Origin of the sequence: Pseudideonella sakaiensis (assembly GCF_048320135.1) — a bacterium.
GTDB lineage: Bacteria > Pseudomonadota > Gammaproteobacteria > Burkholderiales > Burkholderiaceae_C > Ideonella_A > Ideonella_A sakaiensis_A.
In genome coordinates this window covers 1,548,162-1,568,222 of sequence record NZ_CP182947.1, presented here as the reverse complement: position 1 = coordinate 1,568,222, position 20,061 = coordinate 1,548,162, and the positions used below count along the sequence as shown (strand labels likewise).

The 20,061-nt window shown below is 64.5% G+C and carries 15 protein-coding genes; 13 read left to right on the top strand and 2 right to left on the bottom strand.

The features are described from left to right. Positions 1–8: 8 nt before the first annotated feature. The 12 genes from ACNH6H_RS07005 to ACNH6H_RS06950 all read left to right on the top strand — a co-directional run bounded on the left by ACNH6H_RS07005 (position 9) and on the right by ACNH6H_RS06950 (position 16,607). Positions 9–677 (top strand): pilus assembly PilX family protein, encoded by a 669-nt coding sequence (locus ACNH6H_RS07005; protein WP_418316770.1) that lies wholly within the window; start codon positions 9–11, stop codon positions 675–677. Positions 678–718: 41 nt separating this feature from the next. Continuing rightward, positions 719–4,621 (top strand): pilus assembly protein, encoded by a 3,903-nt coding sequence (locus ACNH6H_RS07000; protein WP_418316769.1) that lies wholly within the window; start codon positions 719–721, stop codon positions 4,619–4,621. After that, positions 4,621–5,352 carry a hypothetical protein gene (locus tag ACNH6H_RS06995; RefSeq protein ID WP_418316768.1) on the top strand — a complete coding sequence of 244 codons (732 nt, stop codon included), beginning with the start codon at positions 4,621–4,623 and terminating at the stop codon, positions 5,350–5,352. Before ACNH6H_RS07000 ends, ACNH6H_RS06995 begins: the two co-directional genes overlap by 1 nt. Before the next feature lie 43 nt (positions 5,353–5,395). Next, on the top strand, positions 5,396–6,118 hold the full coding sequence (locus ACNH6H_RS06990) for a transposase (protein WP_418316767.1): 723 nt from the start codon (positions 5,396–5,398) through the stop codon (positions 6,116–6,118). A gap of 136 nt (positions 6,119–6,254) precedes the next feature. Further along, complete coding sequence (locus ACNH6H_RS06985; RefSeq protein ID WP_418316766.1) at positions 6,255–10,991, top strand: glutamate synthase-related protein; 4,737 nt, start codon at positions 6,255–6,257, stop codon at positions 10,989–10,991. A gap of 52 nt (positions 10,992–11,043) precedes the next feature. Beyond that, positions 11,044–12,522 (top strand): glutamate synthase subunit beta, encoded by a 1,479-nt coding sequence (locus ACNH6H_RS06980; RefSeq protein ID WP_418316765.1) that lies wholly within the window; start codon positions 11,044–11,046, stop codon positions 12,520–12,522. Positions 12,523–12,635: 113 nt separating this feature from the next. Further along, on the top strand, positions 12,636–13,487 hold the full coding sequence (locus ACNH6H_RS06975) for an ABC transporter ATP-binding protein (protein WP_418316764.1): 852 nt from the start codon (positions 12,636–12,638) through the stop codon (positions 13,485–13,487). Between the two features lie 8 nt (positions 13,488–13,495). Then, positions 13,496–14,272, top strand: coding sequence for a lipid asymmetry maintenance ABC transporter permease subunit MlaE (mlaE, locus tag ACNH6H_RS06970; RefSeq protein ID WP_418316763.1), 777 nt, complete (start codon positions 13,496–13,498; stop codon positions 14,270–14,272). Between the two features lie 10 nt (positions 14,273–14,282). Beyond that, a complete protein-coding gene (mlaD, locus tag ACNH6H_RS06965) occupies positions 14,283–14,774 on the top strand; it encodes an outer membrane lipid asymmetry maintenance protein MlaD (RefSeq protein WP_418316762.1) in 492 nt (163 codons plus the stop codon). Between the two features lie 14 nt (positions 14,775–14,788). Continuing rightward, positions 14,789–15,550: a VacJ family lipoprotein gene (locus ACNH6H_RS06960; RefSeq protein ID WP_418316760.1), complete on the top strand. Its 762-nt coding sequence runs from the start codon at positions 14,789–14,791 to the stop codon at positions 15,548–15,550. A gap of 135 nt (positions 15,551–15,685) precedes the next feature. After that, positions 15,686–16,291: an MlaC/ttg2D family ABC transporter substrate-binding protein gene (locus ACNH6H_RS06955; protein WP_418316759.1), complete on the top strand. Its 606-nt coding sequence runs from the start codon at positions 15,686–15,688 to the stop codon at positions 16,289–16,291. Positions 16,292–16,298: 7 nt separating this feature from the next. Further along, positions 16,299–16,607, top strand: a complete 309-nt coding sequence (locus ACNH6H_RS06950; RefSeq protein WP_418316758.1) for an STAS domain-containing protein — start codon at positions 16,299–16,301, stop codon at positions 16,605–16,607. On the opposite strand, the gene ACNH6H_RS06945 is transcribed toward ACNH6H_RS06950, so the two are convergent. Together ACNH6H_RS06945 and zwf are read right to left on the bottom strand one after the other, a co-directional pair. Next, positions 16,594–17,469, bottom strand: a complete 876-nt coding sequence (locus ACNH6H_RS06945) for a MurR/RpiR family transcriptional regulator (RefSeq protein WP_418321263.1) — start codon at positions 17,467–17,469, stop codon at positions 16,594–16,596. The genes ACNH6H_RS06950 and ACNH6H_RS06945 overlap by 14 nt on opposite strands. Before the next feature lie 28 nt (positions 17,470–17,497). Further along, positions 17,498–18,952 (bottom strand): glucose-6-phosphate dehydrogenase, encoded by a 1,455-nt coding sequence (gene zwf, locus ACNH6H_RS06940; RefSeq protein WP_418316757.1) that lies wholly within the window; start codon positions 18,950–18,952, stop codon positions 17,498–17,500. Positions 18,953–19,076: 124 nt separating this feature from the next. Between zwf and tal the strand changes: the two genes are divergently transcribed. Then, a complete protein-coding gene (gene tal, locus ACNH6H_RS06935; RefSeq protein WP_418316755.1) occupies positions 19,077–20,060 on the top strand; it encodes a transaldolase in 984 nt (327 codons plus the stop codon). The last annotated feature ends 1 nt before the right edge of the window (position 20,061 follow it).

Genomic DNA, 20,061 nt, shown 5'->3' with positions numbered 1-20,061 from the left:
GAGGCAGCGTGAAGAGCCAGAAGTTCTCCCCCCACCGGATGCAACGCGGCGTGTCGCTGCTGTTTGCATTGATCACGCTGGTGGCGTTGTCGCTCGCCGCGGTGGCGCTGGTGCGTTCAGTCAATACATCGAGCCTGATCGTCGGCAACCTCGGTTTCAAGCAGGATTCGATCGCCTATGCATCGCAGGCTGCCGAGGAAGCAATCGACTTTCTGAACCTCAACAAGAAAACCGGCGCGCTTTTTCTCGACATTCCGGATTCCGCCTATTACGCAACGGCGCATGAAAACCTCGATCCGGCCAACCGCAGACCGACCGGTGACCCGACCCGCGCGGTCGTCGACTGGGCCGGCGATGCCTGTGCCACCGGCTACGAAGCAGGCAGTTTCGGTGTCTGTCTGCAATCGTGGAAGTCGGTGAGCGGGCCGAGCGGCAACCAGACCCGCTACACGATCACCCGTCTGTGCACCCAGCCATTGCCGGACAACGACGCGGCGAACTCCTGCGCCAAACCGGTCAGGGCGTCGCTGACCGAAAGTGGCGAAAAGGGCTCGCTGGCATACCCGGGCGGCCGCCCGGCCGATGTGATCGAGGGCGGACCTTATTACCGGGTCATCGTGCGCAGCGTCGGCGCCCGCAATGCGGTCAGCATCACCGAGACGATTGTCCATTTCTGACGGACGACCACCGCGCCGAAGATCATCCAGAGAGGTTTCTCATGCCCAATTTCAGCACTTCCTTCAGCGCCCATTCGGTGCCGCGCAGCGCCCTGGCGGTGCTGCTGCTGATCGTCGCCGGCCAGTCCGTTGCCCAGTTGACCGACATCGCCGCCGAACCGGTGATCAACCGGCAGACGGTCAGCGCGAAACCGAACCTGATGTTCATCCTCGACGATTCGGGATCGATGGCCAGGGCCTACATGCCCGACGAGATGTCGGCCACAGGCAGCTACGGTTATCTGTCGGCGCAGTGCAATGGGGTGGCATTCGACCCATCCCTGCCTTACACGCCGCCGGTTTATGCCAACGGCGCCTCGTACCCGAACGCGAGCTTCACGAACGCCAAGGACGACGGCTATTCCGCGACGTCGACGTCGCGCAACCTCGGGGGCCAGACCTACTACGTCTATACCGGCACGCAGCCGAAAATGGGCTGGACCTACGATTCTTCGGGCAACGAGATCACCAGCAGCACCTTCTATAAGGAGTGCACCAGCACGATCGGCAACAGCCCGGGCAACACCAAGTTTATCGCGGTCACCGTGAATGCAGGCTCGCCCGATGCGCAGAAATATGCCAACTGGTGGTCGTATTACCGCACGCGGATGCTGATGATGCGTACCTCGGTCGGTTTGGCGGTGAACAACCTCGACGACAAATACCGGGTCGGCTTCAGCCGCATCAACAGCACAACAGTCACCGACGGCATCGATTTCCGGGACACGAAAGCCTTCGATGCCACACAGCGCACCAATTTCTACGCAAGCCTGTATGCCGCACCGCCATCCGGCGGCACGCCGTTGCGTGGAGCGTTGTCGAAGGTCGGCCGCTATTTCGCGAAAAAGATCACCGGCCAGAGCTACGATCCGGTCGAGTACGAATGCCAGCGCAACTATGCGCTGCTGTCGACCGACGGCTACTGGAACTCCGGCGGCGGCACGGTCGCTGAAAACTCGACCTATGGCCCCTATGGTCTCGACGGCAATGCAGTCGGCAATCAGGACGTCACCGAAGTGCGTCCGATGTACGACGGCGGCGACAGCATCAAGACCGAAAAGACGCCGATCACGACGATCACGCGCCGGCAGGTCGCCACGACCGACAAGGTCACGACGACTTCGAAGCGCAATCTGATCGAGATCGATACCGTCGGTTGCGGCAAGGACAGGTTCAACGAGTGGACGACACCCGAGACACGGGTCGTCGTGACCAATACGCAGACGCCATCGGTGGTGCGCGATACGGCCACGAAGACGCGCACCATCGTCACGACGAATGGCACGGTGACCTCCGACACGACCTCGACGACAACGACGACGACGAGCACCGAGAGCACCGGCTCGCCGGTCTCGCAGCCGGGCAGCGACACCGGCTGGACCAAGGGCACGCGAGCGAAGACGCAAAGTTGCAAGAAGGCGAGCGACGTCCAGCCGGCGGGTTATGGGCCGGTGACGAATACGACTCAGAACAGCAGTTCGCAATCGAGCACGGTGCTGAGCGTCGAGGGCCCGACCGACGGTCAGACGACGACGAGCTTTTCGTCGAGCGGCGGCACCAGCGACACGCTGGCTGACGTGGCGCAGTATTTCTATGCAACCGACCTCCGCACCCCGGCGCTCGGCAACTGCACCTCGTCGACCTCGGGCCAGTCACGTGACGTCTGCGCCAACAAGGTGCCGGCAGCCGGCCGCGATACCAACACCGCCCAGCATCTGACGACCTTCACGCTTGGTCTCGGCACCGGCGGCACGATCGGCTTCGACAAGAACTATCTGCAACAGACCTCACTTCTCCGGTGTGACAACAAGCTGGCGCCTCCGGCTACCGGATGCGAGTTCGCGCTGCTGAGCGGCCACTACCGAAAGCCGGACGGATCCGGGCCGGTGTTGAACTGGCCGGCGACGACGACGGTGCTGAGCGGCAGTTCCGGCGATGCGCGCAACATCGACGACCTCTGGCATGCCGCGGTCAACGGCCGTGGCCAGTACTACTCGGCCAGTGATGCCAACGCATTGAGCGAGGCCATTTCCAGTGTCATCAACACGATCAAGGAGGTCACCGGTGCCGGCGCGGCGGCCTCGTTCAATTCGCTGACCTTCGTCCCGGGCCTGGCCAACCAGGTTTTCCAGGCCGGCTATACCGCATTCGCCTGGACCGGCGATCTGTTGGCGTATTCGGTCAAGGGCGAGGACGGGGTGTTGGGTTCGAGCCCGCTGTGGTCTGCGAAGGAAAAGCTCGATGCGATGGCCTGGACCAATCGCAAGATCTACTACCGCCAGCCGAGCGGCACCGCACTGCGCAGCTTCACGTATGCCAATCTGAATGCGGACGGCCTGGGCGGCAATTTCAGCAATTTCTGCAGCAAGGTGCCGATGCCGGCGCAATGCGCCAACTTCTCCCCTCCGAACCAGGCATTGAAAACAGCCGCGGACGATGGCATCAACCTCGTCAATTACTTGGCGGGCGATCGGACCAACAACACCAACAACCCGGCAAGCCCACTGTTCCGTGCCCGCGCCAGTGTGCTTGGCGACATCATTCACGGCGCGCCGGTTTTTGTCGGCAAGCCGCCGTTCATCTACACCGATGCCGGCTATGCCAGTTATGCCTCCTCGCGCGCCAACCGCGAGCCGATGGTGTATGCCGGCGGCAACGACGGCATGCTGCATGCGTTCTCGGCCAAAACCGGTGTCGAGATGTGGGCATTCATCCCGACCGTCGGCATGTCGAAGATGTTCCGGCTTGCCGATACCGCTTATGGCAATAACCACCAGTCGTTCGTCGATGCCGAACCGGTGGTCGGCGATGCCTTCTTCGGCGGTTCGTGGAAAACGATCCTGGTCGGTGGGCTCGGGCTCGGCGGCAAGGCCTATTACGCGCTCGACATCACCGATCCGCTGGATCCGAAGGCGCTGTGGGAATTCACCGATCCCAACCTCGGCCTGACCTACGGCAACCCGATCATCACGAAACGGGCCAATGGCAGCTGGGTGGTGGTGTTCGCATCCGGCTACAACAACGCCGATGGCAAGGGCCATTTGTATGTCGTCGACATCGCAACCGGAGCCAAGCTGCTCGACATCGTCACGCCGGCCGGTTCCCCCGGCACGCCGAGCGGTCTGGCAAAGATCAACGCCTGGATCGATGTGTCGACCAACAACACCGCGAAACGCTTCTACGGTGGCGACATGCTCGGCAACCTGTGGCGCTTCGATATCGATGACCTGGTGCTGCCGTACAAGTCCGCGCAACTGCTTGGTCAGTTGCAGACGCCGACCGGGGCGCCGCAGCCGGTCACGGTCAAGCCGGAGGTGATGCTGGTCTCGAAGCTGTATCCGGTTGTTGTCGTCGGTACCGGTCGTTATCTCGGCGACACCGACATCACCGATTCGAAGCAGCAATCGGTCTATATCGTGAAGGACACGCTGACCAATTCCGGCCATGGCGTGGTGAGAACCAACCCCAGCCTCGTCAAGCACACGCTGACGAGGACTGGATCCAGCGTGACGAGTTCGACCGAGCCGATCGACTGGAACGTCAACAACGGTTGGTGGTTCGATCTGCCGAACAGCGGCGAGCGCATCGTTTCGGGCATGTCACTGTCGTCTGGCACGCTGTTCATTCCGTCGGCCGTGCCGAGCGGCGACGCTTGCACCTCCGGTGGATCGTCGTGGCTGTACAGGATCGACATCACGTCGGGGCTGTCGATGGACCCGATCGGCATGTTGTTCAGTACCGACTCGTTGATCGTCGGCCAGACCTTTGCCCGCCTTTCGGGCGGCGGCGGCCGCATGTACGTGCGCAACAGCAAGGGCGAAACCAAGCAGTTCGATACCGGCGAAAGTACACCGGCCGGTACCGGTGATCCGCGGCGCACCTCATGGCGGGAGTTGATCAACTGATGCCAGCCGGCTCTGCGGCGACGGTTTCGTCGGTGCGCCACAGGAGGCGCGCCGCTCCTGGGCTGCTTGCTGCGATCGCTGTCTCGGCTGCAGCCCACGCCGCATTGTTCGGCTTTGCCGATGTCTTTGCCGGTTCGTCGGCGCCAGCGCACGTGGTCGCGCCTTCCAGCAGACTGCTGCTCAGGGTGGCCGCTGCGCCGCCGACCGGCAACGAGCGCGCAACGCACAGCGGTGCCGCCGATACCGAGGATCCGGCTCGACCGTTCACCAGCGTCAACGACGCCGGGCCGCTTTCTGCACCGGAGCCCGTTGCCGACAGCGCGGTGGCCATGGCGCAGCCGCAGCAGCCGAGCGACCATGTCGATACGCAGCGGGGTGCAGCGATCGGCGTCGATGGATATCTGCCACGGTCGGATCTGTCGCAGCCGCCGTTGCCGATCGGCGATATCGAGCTGCATTGGCCCCGCGGCATCTACACGCTCGAGCGCCAGGTCGCGACGTTCTGGATGTTTGTCGACGAGTCGGGCATCGTCCGGCGATTCGAACCCGACGGGCCGACATTGGCGCCGGTGCTCGAGGAGACGGCCCGCCGCACGTTCATGGCGGCCCGCTTCGATCCCGGCCAGCGTGACGGCAGGCCGGTCAAGTCGCTGATCCGGATCGAGGTCGTGTTCGACAATCGGCCTTCTGACGCTGCGGCCCCGACCATCGTCGCGGAGCGCATCCTCTGAGACCGGTGCCACCCGCCCGCGGCGCCCGCAACCCGAGTATCCAATGGCCCGCCTGCCTCGCCTGGCGATCGATCATCAACTGCATCACCTCGTCCACCGCGCAGCGCCTGGTACGGCGGTCTGCCTGGTCGACGAGGACCGCCTCGACCTGATCGGCGCCTTGCTCGAGGTGTCGCGCGACGCCGGTGTCGCGATCCACGCCTATGCGCTGCTGCCCGACCGGTTGCACCTGTTGCTGACGCCGCGGCGCGGTGCGGAGCTGGCATCGCTGATGCAGCGGGTCGGCCGGCGTTTCGTCGTCAGCTTCAACAAGCGGCACGGCCGCAGCGGATCGCCATGGGCAGGCCGTTACCGCACCGGCGTGCTGCAGGCATCGCGTTATCTGCTCGACGCGATGGCGCATGTCGAAATGGCGGCTGTCGGCGCCGGGCTGGTTGCGGCTCCCGAGCAATGGGTCGCGTCGAGCGCGGCGCATCACCTCGGCCGCCGTCACGATCCGCTGATCACTGACCATCCGCTGTTCTGGTCGCTCGGCAATACGCCGTTCGAGCGCGAGAGCCGATACCGGCAACGCCTGCTTGACCCGGCCGCGTCGGCGCTGGCAGCGGCCGGTGAAATCGAACGGGCGACCGAACAGGGCTGGGCCATCGGCGATGCTGATTTTCTCGAGATGCTCGAAGGTCGCCAGGCACGCCGCTTGCAACCGCTGACAAGGGGACGGCGGCGCAAGCCCGTCGATGCCGGATACCTCTCTGACCCCATTTGATTGGCTTGTTTCGGGGTGTCGCCGTCTTTAAAGGGTCAGAGTGAACGTTTCTCGGCTTGATCAGGATGCTGCAGTGCAGTATTCTCCCGCTCCGCCCGAATTTTCTGGAAATTCCATGACGCATTCCGCCACGCCAATGTCTGCCACCACGCCATCGCTCGCCGAACGTGCGGATGCGGCAGCAAATGGGCTGTACAGCCAGGCCGAACACGACGCCTGCGGTGTCGGTTTTGTGGCTCACATCAAGGGCGTCAAGGCGCACGCGATCATCGAGCAGGGCCTGAAGATCCTCGAGAACCTCGACCACCGCGGCGCGGTTGGTGCCGACCCGCTGATGGGCGACGGCGCCGGGATCCTGATCCAGATTCCCGACGAGTTGTACCGCGCCGACATGGCCGCACAGGGCGTCGAGCTGCCGCCGCCGGGTGAATATGGCGTCGGCATGATCTTCCTGCCGAAGGAGAGTGCGTCGCGGCTCGCTTGCGAGAAGGCGCTCGAGCGGGCGGTGGTTGCCGAAGGCCAGGTGCTGCTCGGCTGGCGCGATGTGCCGGTCGACCGCGAGATGCCGATGTCGCCGACGGTGCGGCTGAAGGAGCCGATCATCCGGCAGATCTTCATCGGCCGCGGCGCCGACCTGATCGTTCCGGATGCGCTCGAGCGCAAGCTGTACGTGATCCGCAAGACGGCGTCGTCGGCGATCCAGCGCCTGCAGCTGACGCACAGCCACGAGTACTACGTGCCGAGCATGAGCTGCCGCACGGTGATCTACAAGGGCCTGCTGCTGGCCGACCAGGTCGGCAAGTATTACCGCGACCTCGCCGACGAGCGCGCGACCTCGGCGCTGGCGCTGGTGCACCAGCGGTTCTCGACCAATACCTTCCCGGAATGGCCGCTCGCTCACCCGTACCGGATGGTCGCGCACAACGGCGAGATCAATACCGTCAAGGGCAACTTCAACTGGATGCGCGCGCGCGAAGGCGTGATGAAGTCGCCGGTGCTCGGCGACGATCTGCAGAAGCTGTATCCGATCAGCTTCGAGCACCAGAGCGATACCGCGTCGTTCGACAATGCGCTCGAACTGCTGACGATGGCCGGTTACCCGCTGGCGCAGGCCGCGATGATGATGATTCCCGAGGCCTGGGAGCAGCACAGCACGATGGACGAGCGCCGCCGTGCGTTCTATGAGTACCACGCGGCAATGCTCGAGCCGTGGGACGGCCCGGCGGCGATGGTCTTCACCGACGGCCGCCAGATCGGCGCGACGCTGGACCGCAACGGCCTGCGGCCGGCGCGTTACCTCGTCACCGACGACGACCTGGTCGTGATGGGTTCGGAGTCCGGCGTGCTGCCGATTCCGCAGAACAAGATCGTCAAGAAGTGGCGTCTGCAGCCGGGCAAGATGTTCCTGATCGATTTCGACCAGGGCCGCATCGTCGAGGACGAGGAGCTGAAAAACCAGTTTGCATCGGCCAAGCCGTACCGGCAGTGGATCGAGAGCGTGCGCATCAAGCTCGAGGATCTGCCGGGCAGCAGCGAGCGCCTCGCGTTCACCGAAACCCTGCTCGACCGCCAGCAGGCCTTCGGCTATACGCAGGAAGACCTGAAATTCCTGCTCAGCCCGATGGCGCAGGCCGGCGAGGAAGGCACAGGCTCGATGGGCAACGACTCGCCGCTGGCGGTGTTGTCGGACAAGAACAAGCCGCTGTACAACTATTTCAAGCAGTTGTTCGCACAGGTCACGAACCCGCCGATCGATCCGATCCGCGAAAACATCGTGATGTCGCTGGTCTCGTTCATCGGGCCGAAACCGAACCTGCTCGACATCAATGCGGTCAATCCGCCGATGCGCCTCGAGGTGCCGCAGCCCATCCTCGATTTCGAGGCGATGGCGCGGCTGCGCCACATCGAGCAGCATTCACACGGCAAGTTCAAGAGCTATCTGCTCGACATCACCTACCCGCTCGAGTGGGGCAACGAAGGCGTCGAGGCCAAGCTCGCGTCGCTCGGCGCCGAGGCGATCGATGCAATCCAGGGTGGCCACAACATCCTGATCATCAGCGACCGCAAGCTCGACAGCGACCATGTCGCGATCCCCGCGCTGCTGGCCTTGTCGGCGGTGCACCAGCACCTGATCCGGGTCGGCCTGCGCACGACCGCCGGCCTCGTCGTCGAGACCGGATCGGCGCGCGAAGTCCACCACTTTGCGGTACTCGCCGGCTACGGCGCCGAAGCGGTCCATCCCTATCTGGCGATGGAAACGCTGGCCGCATTGCACAAGGACCTGTCCGGCGCGTTGTCGCCGGAGAAGGCGATCGCCAATTACATCAAGGCGATCGGCAAGGGTCTGTCGAAGATCATGTCGAAGATGGGCGTGTCGACCTACATGTCGTACTGCGGCGCCCAGCTGTTTGAGGCGATCGGGCTCGAAAAGGCGTTGGTCGACAAATATTTCCGCGGCACCGCGTCGCAGGTCGGCGGGCTGAACATCTTCAATGTCGCCGAGGAGGCGATCCGCATGCACCGAGCGGCCTTCGGCAACGACCCGGTGCTCGCCGGCATGCTCGATGCCGGCGGCGAATACGCCTGGCGGGTGCGTGGCGAGGAGCACATGTGGACGCCGGACGCGATCGCCAAGCTGCAGCACAGTGCGCGCTCGAACCAGTTCGACACCTACAAGGAATACGCACAGATCATCAATGACCAGTCGCGCCGCCACATGACGCTGCGTGGCTTGTTCGAGTTCAAGCTCGATCCGGCGAAGGCGATCCCGCTCAGCGAAGTCGAGCCGGCATCCGAGATCGTCAAGCGTTTCGCCACCGGCGCGATGTCGCTCGGTTCGATCAGCACCGAGGCCCATGCGACGCTTGCGGTTGCGATGAACCGCATCGGCGGCAAGAGCAATACCGGTGAAGGCGGCGAGGATCCGGCACGCTATCGCAACGAGTTGAAGGGCATTCCGATCACCGCCGGCACGAAGGTCAGCGACGTCGTCGGCTCGAAGGTCGTCGTCGCCGACTACGAACTGCAGGCCGGCGATTCGCTGCGCAGCAAGATCAAGCAGGTCGCGTCGGGCCGTTTCGGTGTCACCACCGAATACCTGTCGAGCGCCGACCAGATCCAGATCAAGATGGCCCAGGGCGCAAAGCCCGGTGAAGGCGGCCAGTTGCCGGGCGGCAAGGTGTCGGAATACATCGGCTTCCTGCGTTATTCGGTGCCCGGTGTCGGCCTGATCTCGCCGCCGCCGCACCACGATATCTATTCGATCGAAGACCTCGCGCAGCTGATCCACGACCTGAAGAATGCCAATCAGCGCGCCAGCATCAGCGTCAAGCTGGTCAGCGAGGTCGGGGTCGGCACGATTGCCGCCGGCGTTGCGAAGGCGAAGGCCGACCATGTCGTGATCGCCGGCCACGACGGCGGCACCGGCGCCTCGCCGTGGTCGTCGATCAAGCATGCCGGCACGCCGTGGGAGCTCGGCCTGGCCGAGACCCAGCAGACGCTGGTGATGAACCGGCTGCGTTCGCGGATCCGCGTGCAGGCCGACGGCCAGATGAAGACCGGCCGCGACGTCGTGATCGGCGCGCTGCTCGGCGCCGATGAATTCGGCTTCGCAACCGCGCCGCTGGTGGCCGAAGGCTGCATCATGATGCGCAAGTGCCATCTGAACACCTGCCCGGTTGGTGTCGCGACGCAGGACCCGGTGCTGCGCGCCAAGTTCCAGGGCCGGCCCGAGCACGTCGTCAACTATTTCTTCTTCGTTGCCGAGGAAGCGCGGCAGATCATGGCGCAGCTTGGCGTGCGCACTGTCGACGAACTGATCGGTCGCGCCGATCTGCTCGATACTCGCAAGGGCATCTCGCACTGGAAGGCAAGGGGCCTCGACTTCAGCCGCGTCTTCTACCAGCCGCCGATTGCCGACGATGTGCCGCGCCGCCAGGTCGAGGAGCAGGACCACGGCCTCGCCCGTGCACTCGACGTCAAGTTGATCGAGAAGGCGATGCCGGCGCTCGAGCGCGGCGAACGGGTCCAGTTCATCGAGGAGGCGCGCAACGTCAACCGCACCGTTGGCGCGATGCTGTCGGGCGAGCTGGTTCGCCGGCATCCGGAGGGCCTGCCCGATCACACGATCTTCATCCAGATGGAAGGCACCGGCGGCCAGAGTTTCGGCGCCTTCCTCGCGAAGGGCATCACGCTGTACCTGATCGGCGACGCCAACGACTACACCGGCAAGGGCTTGAGCGGCGGCCGGATCTCGATCCGGCCGAGCATCGAGTTCCGTGGTGACGCGACGCGCAACATCGTCGTCGGCAACACCGTGTTGTACGGCGCGACCAGCGGCGAGGCCTTCTTCCGCGGCGTCGCCGGCGAACGCTTCGCGGTGCGGCTGTCGGGTGCCACTGCGGTTGTCGAAGGTACCGGCGACCACGGCTGCGAATACATGACCGGCGGCACCGTCGTCGTGCTCGGCCAGACCGGCCGCAATTTCGCCGCCGGCATGAGTGGCGGCATTGCCTACGTCTACGATGAGGACGGCCGCTTTGCCGAACGCTGCAACACCTCGATGGTCGCGCTCGAACGCGTGCTCAGCGTCGCCGAGCAGACCAGCCAGATCGACAAGTCGGTCTGGCACCGCGGGCTTGCCGACGAGACCCAGCTGAAGGCCTTGATCGAGGACCACCACAAGTGGACCGGCAGCCTGCGGGCGCGCGACATCCTCGACCACTGGCAACAGGCCAGGGGCAAATTCGTCAAGGTCTTCCCGTCCGAATACAAGCGTGCACTCGGCGAACTGCACGCTGGCCGCGAGGCCGGCGAGTCGATCGCAAAGGCCCGCCAGGCCGACCAGAAAATCGGGCCAGTGGTCGTCAAGTGACGGCTGACGTCGCCGCGACCATCATCGATCACAGGATCAACCAACACGCATCATGGGAAAAGTAACCGGATTCATGGAGTACGAGCGGGTCGAAGAGGGCTATCGCCCGGTTCCCGCGCGGCTGAAGAACTACAAGGAGTTCGTGATCGGGCTGAAGGCCGATGAAGCGAAGATCCAGGGCGCGCGCTGCATGGATTGCGGAACGCCGTTCTGCAACAGCGGCTGCCCGGTCAACAACATCATTCCGGATTTCAACGACCTCGTTTACCGCGACGACTGGAAAAACGCGATCGAGGTGCTGCACTCGACGAACAATTTCCCTGAGTTCACCGGCCGCATCTGTCCGGCGCCGTGTGAAGCCGCATGCACCTTGAACGTCAACGACGATCCGGTGGGCATCAAGAGCATCGAGCACGCGATCATCGATCGGGCCTGGGCCGAGGGCTGGGTCGAGCCCCGGCCGCCGAAGCAGAAGACCGGCAAGACGGTGGCGGTGATCGGCTCGGGCCCGGCTGGGCTTGCGGCCGCCCAGCAGCTCGCGCGCGCGGGACATGCGGTCACGGTGTTCGAGAAAAACGACCGCATCGGTGGCCTGCTGCGCTACGGCATCCCCGATTTCAAGATGGAGAAGGACCACATCGACCGGCGCATCGCGCAGATGGAGGCCGAAGGCGTGAGCTTTCGCGCCGGCGTGCTGATCGGCCAGTGGCCCGATGACAGCAAGGTCACCAACCTTGCGAAGCAGACGATCAGCCCGGAGCAGTTGAAGTCCGAGTTCGACGCCGTGTTGCTGGCCGGTGGCTCCGAACAGTCGCGAGACCTGCCGGTTCCGGGGCGCGATCTGGAGGGCGTGCATTTCGCGATGGAATTCCTGCCGCAGCAGAACCGCGTCAACGCCGGCGACAAGGTGAAGGGCCAGATCCGTGCCGATGGCAAACACGTGATCGTGATCGGCGGTGGCGATACCGGCAGCGACTGTGTGGGCACCAGCAACCGCCATGGCGCGGCCAGCGTGACCCAGTTCGAGCTGCTGCCGATGCCGCCCGAGCAGGAGAACAAGCCGCTGGTCTGGCCGTACTGGCCGATCAAATTGCGCACCAGTTCCAGCCACGAAGAAGGCTGCGAACGCGAGTTTGCGATCGCAACCAAGGAATTCATCGCCGGCGAGGGCAAGGAGAAAAACCGCGTGAGGGCGCTGAAGGCGGTCCGTGTCGAATGGAAGGACGGCAAGATGGTCGAGGTCGCCGGAAGCGAACAGATTCTGCCGGCCGATCTGGTGCTGCTGGCGATGGGATTTGTCCATCCGGTGGCGACCATCCTCGACAGCTTCGGCGTCGACAAGGACGGCCGCGGCAATGCACGCGCGAGCACCGATGACGGCGACGCCTACCGCACCAATGTCGAGAAGGTGTTTGTTGCCGGCGACATGCGGCGCGGCCAGTCGCTGGTGGTCTGGGCGATCCGCGAAGGCCGGCAGGCCGCTCGTGCGATCGACCAGGCGCTGATGGGCAGCAGCGATCTGCCGCGCTGACGCGGCGGACACGCTTCTTTACCGCGCGCCGCTGCGGCGGCCGCGGGTGCTATTCGCGTTATCCCCTATGATCGTGCGCTTTCAGACACGGCGCGCGCCGCGTCCCGGCCCCCATGTCCCCCGCATCCGCCTCTCCCGCCAGTGAAGCCGCCAGCGCAGCGACGCCCCTCGTCGAACTGCGCCGGGTGACTTGCGGCTACGGCGACAAGGTGATTCTGCGCGATGTCGACCTGAAGCTGCCGCGCGGCCAGGTCACCGGGTTGATGGGAACGTCCGGCGGTGGCAAGACGACGATCCTGCGCCTGATCAGCGGGCAACTCGCGCCGTGGCAGGGGCAGGTGCTGTTCGACGGCGTCGATCTGGCCACACTCGATCGGGCCGGCCTGTATGCGGTGCGTCGGCGCATGGGCATGTTGTTCCAGTTCGGCGCCTTGTTCACCGACCTGTCGGTTTTCGACAATGTCGCGTTTCCGCTGCGCGAACATACCAATCTCAGCGCGGCGATGATCCGCGATCTGGTGCTGATGAAGTTGAATGCGGTCGGCCTGCGCGGTGCGCGCGACCTGATGCCGAGTCAGGTGTCTGGCGGCATGGCGCGGCGGATCGCGCTGGCGCGTGCCATTTCGCTCGACCCGGAATTGATCATGTACGACGAGCCGTTCGCCGGGCTCGATCCGATTTCGCTCGGCATGGCGGCGCGGCTGATCCGCGAACTCAACGATGCGTTGGGTGTCAGCAGCATCGTCGTGTCGCACGATGTCGACGAGACCTTTGCGATCGCCGACCACATCGTCTTCATCGCCAATGGCGGGCTGGTCGCCGAAGGCAGCCCGGAGTCGATGCGGCAGAGCAAGGACCCGCTGGTCCATCAGTTCTTCAATGCCGAGCCGGAAGGGCCGGTGCATTTCCACTATCCGGCGCCTGCGGTCGAGCAGGATTACGGTGTCCAGGGAGGGCGCCGCTGATGTTGTCGATGTTCAAGCCCGCGGCGATCGGATTTGCCGTGCGCAGCAAGCTCGCCGACTGGGGCGCCGGCGTGCGCCTGTTCCTGCGCCTGGTCTGGTTGAGCTTCGCGACGCTGCGCCGGGTGCGGCTGGTCGTCGACCAGCTGTTTTTTGTCGGCAACCGGTCGTTGTCGATCATCGCGGTTTCCGGACTGTTCGTCGGCTTCGTGCTCGCGCTGCAGGGTTACTACACGCTGCAGCGTTACGGCTCGTCGGAGGCGGTCGGCCTGCTGGTTGCATTGAGCCTGGTGCGTGAACTCGGGCCGGTCGTCACCGCGCTGCTGTTCGCCGGTCGCGCCGGAACCTCGTTGACCGCCGAGATCGGACTGATGAAAGCCGGCGAACAGCTGGCTGCGATGGAGATGATGGCGGTCGATCCGGTACTGCGGGTGCTTGGTCCGCGGTTCTGGGCCGGCATCATCGCGATGCCCGCGCTGGCCGCGGTATTCAGTGCCGTCGGCGTGCTCGGCGGCTGGGCGGTGGCGGTGCCGCTGCTCGGCATCGATTCGGGTTCGTTCTGGTCGCAGATGCAGGGTGGCGTCGACGTCTGGGCGGACATCGGCAACGGCGTGATCAAGAGCGTGGTATTCGGCGTTACCGTCACCTTCATCGCGCTGCTGCAGGGGTTTGCCTGCAAGCCGACGCCGGAGGGTGTTTCGCACGCGACGACGCGGACCGTCGTGATGGCCTCGCTGTCGGTGCTGGCACTCGACTTCGTGCTGACCGCGATGATGTTTTCGATCTGAAGGAACTGCGATGCAACAATCGCGACATGATGTGTGGGTCGGCCTGTTCGTGATGATCGGCGCCGCTGCCCTGCTGTTTCTGGCGCTGAAGGCCGGCAACCTGCTGAACCTGAGTTTTGCCGAGACCTATCCGGTCACCGCGCGCTTCGACAACATCGGCGGATTGAAAGTCAATGCCGCGGTCAAGAGTGCCGGTGTCGTTGTCGGGCGGGTCGAATCGATCAGATTCGATACCAAGACCTTCCAGGCCAGCGTGCGGCTCGACCTCGAGAAGCAATATGTCTTCCCGAAGGACACCGCGGCGAAGATTCTGACCGCAGGCCTGCTCGGCGAGCAGTACATCGGGCTCGAGGTCGGCGGCGACGAGCGCAATCTGGCACCCGATGACGTGATCACGCAGACCCAGTCGGCGGTCGTGCTGGAGAACCTGATCAGCCAGTTCCTGTTCAACAAGGCCGCCGAAGCCGGCAGCAGCAGCGGCAGCGACGAGGCTTCCAAATGACGACCGGAGGATCGATGGCAATTGGCAGGCGACTGGCGAGCGCAGCCGCCGTGCTGATGACGGCGCTGCTGCTCGGCGGCTGCGCAACCAGCCCGACCGCGAAGACCCCGGCAGAAAAACTCGACCCGTGGGAAAACTGGAACCGCAAGGTATTCGGTTTCAACGAGAAGCTTGATGAAAAGGTGCTCGAGCCGGTCGCGACGGCCTACAGCAATGTCGTGCCGCATCGGGTCCGCAAGGGCGTCGACAACTTTTTCTGGAATGCCGCTGACGCCTGGTCGGCGGTCAACAATTTCCTGCAGTTCAAGTGGGGCGCCGGCATGCACAGCGTGATGCGGGTCGGCACCAATACGCTGTTCGGCCTCGGCGGTCTGCTGGATCCGGCCACCGAGATGGGTCTGGAGCGCAATACCGAGGATTTCGGCAAGACGCTTGCGCATTGGGGCGTCGGTGCCGGTGCCTACATCGTCTGGCCGCTGTACGGCCCGTCGACGGTCCGGGATTCGGTCGCGCTGCCGCTCGATCGCGGCGCATCGCCGTCGATGGTGATCAACGATGGCGCCGCCAATGTCAGCATCACCGCGCTGCAGATCATCAATTCGCGGGCCAACTTCCTGTCGGCCGGCCGGATGCTCGATGGCATCGTGCTCGACAAATACACCTTCGTCCGCGACGCCTATCTGCAACGCCGCGGCACCCGCCTGCTCGGCGACGACGACTATCCGGACGAAAATTTCGACTATGCCGATCCCGAGGAGCCGGCAAAGAAGAAATGACCCGCTGGCCAGTGCGGGCCGCTGCATTTGATGTTGCGGGATGTGTCAAAGGTGAACCAAGGGGTCTCGATCGACTCTCAATCAGGTGAAGATGGCGGCAGCCGACGCCGCCAACGCCCTCAAGGAGACAAGTGAATGTTGTTGAAACGGATTTTTGCCTTTTTCGCAGCCGGTTTGGTTGCCGCTGCAGTGAACGCGGCCGAACCGCCGCAGGCGCTGATCGAGCGCATCTCGACTGAAGTGCTGAATGCGGTCAAGGCCGACAAGGGCATCCAGGCCGGCGACACCAACAAGGTGATCGCACTGGTCGATGCGAAGGTGATGCCGCACGTCGATTTCCGCCGCATGACTGCATCGGCGGTCGGCCGATACTGGCGCCAGGCCTCGCCGGAACAGCAGCAGCGGCTGCAGGATGAATTCAAGATTCTGCTGGTGCGCACTTATTCGGGCGCGCTGTCGCAGGTCAAGGACCAGACCGTCGAGTTGAAGCCGATGCGCTCGAAAGCCGGCGACACCGAAGTGACGGTCCGCACCGAGGTGATCGGCAGCGGCGATCCGATCCAGCTCGACTACCGGCTCGAAAAGACCGCCGACGGCTGGAAGATCTACGACGTCAACATTCTTGGCGTCTGGCTGGTGCAGAACTACCGCAACAGCTTTGCGCAGGAAATCGGCAGCAACGGCGTTGATGGCCTGATCGGCAAGCTGGCTGAGCGCAACAAGGCCGCGGCCAAGTCCTGAGGCGTCGATGGCACGCTTGCCGGCGAAGCTGACCCATGCCGAAGCGCCCGAGGTGGCGCGGGCGATGACAAAGGCGCTGCGGGGCGAATCTGCGCCCGCGGCGTCGGGCCCGTGGGCGGTCGATGCATCGGAATTGCGCTTGTTCGACTCGTCCGCGCTCGCGGTGCTGCTTGAATGCCGCCGCGTCGCGCAGTCGCTGGGCCGGACGATCCGTGTCGATCATCCGCCGGCCAAGCTCGGTCAGCTCGCCGGGCTGTACGGCCTGGCCGAACTGCTCGAGATGAGCGAGCGCGCGCCGGCTGTCAGCGCTGAGTGACGTAGAGCCTGCTGCCGAGGTTCTGCTTGATCTGCTGCAGCACCGCGCGGCGGTCGTCGGGCAGGCGCAGCGCCACCGCGGTGGTCAGGATGTCGATCACCATCAGGTGCAACTGCCGCGAAACCATCGGGCTGTAACGCTCGTGGTCTTCCGGATGGTCGACGGCGAGCAGGATCTGCCGGTCGGCGCCGGTCGGCCGGGCCAGCCGCGCCAGCGGCGAACCGCTGGCGGTGATCAGGATCGTCGTTGCGCCATTGCCGCTGGCGATCTCGGCGACATCGAGCAGGCCGCGGCTGCGCCCTGAATTGCTGATGATCACGGCGCAATCGCCGTCGCGCAGCATCGTCGCGCTCATCACCTGCACATGGCCGTCGCTGATTGCCTCGGAAAAGACGCCGAGGCGAAAAAACTTGTGCTGCGCATCCTGCGCGACGATGCCGGAATTGCCGACGCCGTAGAACTCGATCCGCCGGCCGCTCACCGCGGCCTGCGCCAGCGCATCGATCGCACGTTCATAGGCTTCGCCGCTGGCCTGCTCGCGGTATTTGAGCAGTGCGGCAATCGTGTTGTCGATCAGCTTGATGTGGATGTCGCGTGGCTGGTCGTCCTCGTCGACGGCGCGGTGGACGAACGGCACGCCCTCGTTGACGATGCCGGCCAGCTTGCGCTTGAAATCGGCCAGCCCGTCGTAGCCGACGCTGCGGCAGAAGCGGACGACGGTCGGCTTGCTGACGCCGGCGCGCTCGGCGAGCACGGTGACCGGGGACTCGACGAAGCCGGCGGGGTCGGCCATCAGCACTGCGGCGACCCGCTGCTCGGCAGGGGGCAGCGCCAGCCGCGACGCCTCGATGCGGGTCAACATGCTCATGGTGTGGATTTCTCGGCGTTGCTCACTGCTCTTCGGCCCAGCTGAAACCGTCGCGCGCAACCAGTGCGCTCGCCGCTGCCGGCCCCCAGGTGCCGGCGGCATACGGCCGCGGCCCGCCAGCCGCGCCGTCGCTGCGCTGCCAGGTCTGCAGGATCGGTTCGACCCAGCGCCAGGCCTGTTCCTGCTCGTCGCTGCGCACGAACAGGTTCAAGCGCCCGGCAATCGCCTCGAGCAGCAGCCGCTCGTAGGCACCGACGCGGTTTTCGGCAAAGGCCTTGTCGAAATCGAGATCGAGCGAGACCGGAACCAGCGATTCGCCCTGCACATTGCCTTTGGCGGCGAGCAGGTGCAACTCGAGGCCGTCTTCCGGCTGCAGCTTGATCACCAGCTTGTTCGGCTGGCTCGCGCCGGGGAAGATGCTGTGCGGCGTCGGCCGGAAATTGACGACGATTTGCGCATCTCGCTCGGCCAGCCGCTTGCCGGTGCGCAGGTAGAACGGCACCCCTGCCCAGCGCCAGTTCTGCACCTCGGTGCGCAACGCGACGAAGGTTTCGCAGTGGCTGTTCGGCGGAACCCGTTCCTCGTCGAGGTAGCCGATGACGACACCGTCCTCCGCCATGCCCTTGCGGTACTGGCCGCGCACGACATCGCGCAGCACGCTTTGCTCGTCGAACGGCTTCAGCGAGCGCAGCACCTTCAGCTTTTCGTCGCGGATCGCATCGGCATCGTGGCTCGACGGCGGCTCCATCGCGACCATCGTCAGCAACTGCAGTGCATGGTTCTGGATCATGTCGCGCAGCGCGCCGGTGCCGTCGTAGAAATCGCCGCGCGAGCCGACACCGATGCTTTCGGCCAGCGTGATCTGGATGTTCGCGATGCTGTCGCGCCGCCACAGTGGCTCGAACAAGGCATTGCCGAAGCGCAGCGCCATCAGGTTCTGCACCGCCGGTTTGCCGAGGTAGTGGTCGATCCGCAACGCCTGTTCCTCGCCAAAGACCGAGCCGACGATGCGATTGATCCGCTGCGCGCTCGCCAGGTCGTGGCCGAGCGGCTTTTCGAGCACGACCCGCACATTCGGCCGGTTCAGCCCGACCGCGCCGAGTTGTTCGCAGATCTGCGGAAACAGGTGCGGGCTGGTGGCCAGATAAAGCACTGCCGTGTCGGCGCTTCGTTCGTCGAGCCAGGCCTTCAGCCCGCTGTAGTCGTCCGGGCGGGACAGGTCCATCCGGCGGTAGTGCACCAGCTCGGCGAACTGTGCAAACTCCTGTTCGCTCGGCCGTTTTGCATCCTCGACCCGTTGCAGCCGCTCGCCGAGCCACTGGCGGTATCGTTGGTCGTCCTGCTCCTCGCGGGCGACCGCGAGAATGCGGCCGTCGGCCGGCAGCTTGCCGTGACGGAACGCCTGAAACAATGCAGGCATCAGCTTGCGCCATGTCAGGTCGCCGGTTCCACCAAAAAATACGAGATCAAAAGACATGACAGCGTGCTTCGAATCCGCAACAATCGAGCGGATGTAATTTAGTTACACGCATGATGCCCATTTCGGCGCTCGCGGTCAATCCGCGGGCGAATCCCGCGCTCTCCCGTATCCTCGAAATGCCATGAATCAACTTGATCAACTGAAGCGGTTCACGACCGTTGTCGCCGATACCGGCAATTTCAAGCAGCTGGCCGCGTTTGCGCCACGCGATGCGACGACCAATCCGTCGCTGATCCTGAAAGCCGTGCAACAACCGGAATATGCGCCGCTGCTGGCCGAGTGCGTCGCCGCGATGCCGGATCGCGCGGTCGACCAGATCGTCGACAACGTGCTGGTCCGCTTCGGTCAGGAAATCCTGAAGACCATTCCCGGTCGCGTGTCGACCGAGGTCGATGCACGGCTGTCCTTCGATACCGCGGCGACGGTTGCGCGGGCACACAGCCTGATCGCACTGTACGAGCAGGCCGGCGTCGAACGCGAGCGGGTGCTGATCAAGATCGCATCGACCTGGGAAGGCATTCAGGCCGCGCGCATCCTCGAACACGAGGGCATCCACTGCAACCTGACGCTGCTGTTCTCGTTCTGCCAGGCGGTCGCCTGCGGCGAGGCCGGTGTCACGCTGATCTCGCCGTTTGTCGGTCGCATCTACGACTGGTACAAGAAGGCGGCAGGTTCATCGTGGGACGAGGCGGCGAATGCCGGCAGCAACGATCCCGGCGTGTCATCGGTGTCGCAGATCTACACGTATTACAAGAAGTTCGACATCCCGACCGAGGTGATGGGCGCGAGTTTTCGCAACCTCGGCCAGATCCGCGCACTCGCCGGCTGCGACCTGCTGACGATCAGCCCGGAACTGCTGGCCGAACTGCAGGCCAGCGACGAGCCGCTGCAGCGCCGGCTCGACCCGCAGCAGGCCAAGGACTCGCCGCTTCATGCGGTGGTTTTCAGCGAGCCCGGTTTCCGCTATGCGCTGAACCAGGATGCGATGGCGACCGAAAAACTCGCCGAAGGCATCCGAGCGTTCGCCGCCGATGCGCTGCGGCTGGAAGGCCTGATTGAGGCGGCACGCAGCGGCAAGGCGAGCGCAACGCCGGGGGAGGTTTGAC

Coding starts and splice junctions, on each gene's coding strand:
- ACNH6H_RS07000 (WP_418316769.1), top strand. CDS start 719: ATGCCCAATTTCAGCACTTCCTTCAGCGCCCATTCGGTGCCGCGCAGC.
- ACNH6H_RS06995 (WP_418316768.1), top strand. CDS start 4,621: ATGCCAGCCGGCTCTGCGGCGACGGTTTCGTCGGTGCGCCACAGGAGG.
- ACNH6H_RS06990 (WP_418316767.1), top strand. CDS start 5,396: ATGGCCCGCCTGCCTCGCCTGGCGATCGATCATCAACTGCATCACCTC.
- ACNH6H_RS06985 (WP_418316766.1), top strand. CDS start 6,255: ATGTCTGCCACCACGCCATCGCTCGCCGAACGTGCGGATGCGGCAGCA.
- ACNH6H_RS06980 (WP_418316765.1), top strand. CDS start 11,044: ATGGGAAAAGTAACCGGATTCATGGAGTACGAGCGGGTCGAAGAGGGC.
- ACNH6H_RS06975 (WP_418316764.1), top strand. CDS start 12,636: ATGTCCCCCGCATCCGCCTCTCCCGCCAGTGAAGCCGCCAGCGCAGCG.
- mlaE (WP_418316763.1), top strand. CDS start 13,496: ATGTTCAAGCCCGCGGCGATCGGATTTGCCGTGCGCAGCAAGCTCGCC.
- mlaD (WP_418316762.1), top strand. CDS start 14,283: ATGCAACAATCGCGACATGATGTGTGGGTCGGCCTGTTCGTGATGATC.
- ACNH6H_RS06960 (WP_418316760.1), top strand. CDS start 14,789: ATGGCAATTGGCAGGCGACTGGCGAGCGCAGCCGCCGTGCTGATGACG.
- ACNH6H_RS06955 (WP_418316759.1), top strand. CDS start 15,686: ATGTTGTTGAAACGGATTTTTGCCTTTTTCGCAGCCGGTTTGGTTGCC.
- ACNH6H_RS06950 (WP_418316758.1), top strand. CDS start 16,299: ATGGCACGCTTGCCGGCGAAGCTGACCCATGCCGAAGCGCCCGAGGTG.
- ACNH6H_RS06945 (WP_418321263.1), bottom strand. CDS start 17,469: ATGTTGACCCGCATCGAGGCGTCGCGGCTGGCGCTGCCCCCTGCCGAG.
- zwf (WP_418316757.1), bottom strand. CDS start 18,952: ATGTCTTTTGATCTCGTATTTTTTGGTGGAACCGGCGACCTGACATGG.
- tal (WP_418316755.1), top strand. CDS start 19,077: ATGAATCAACTTGATCAACTGAAGCGGTTCACGACCGTTGTCGCCGAT.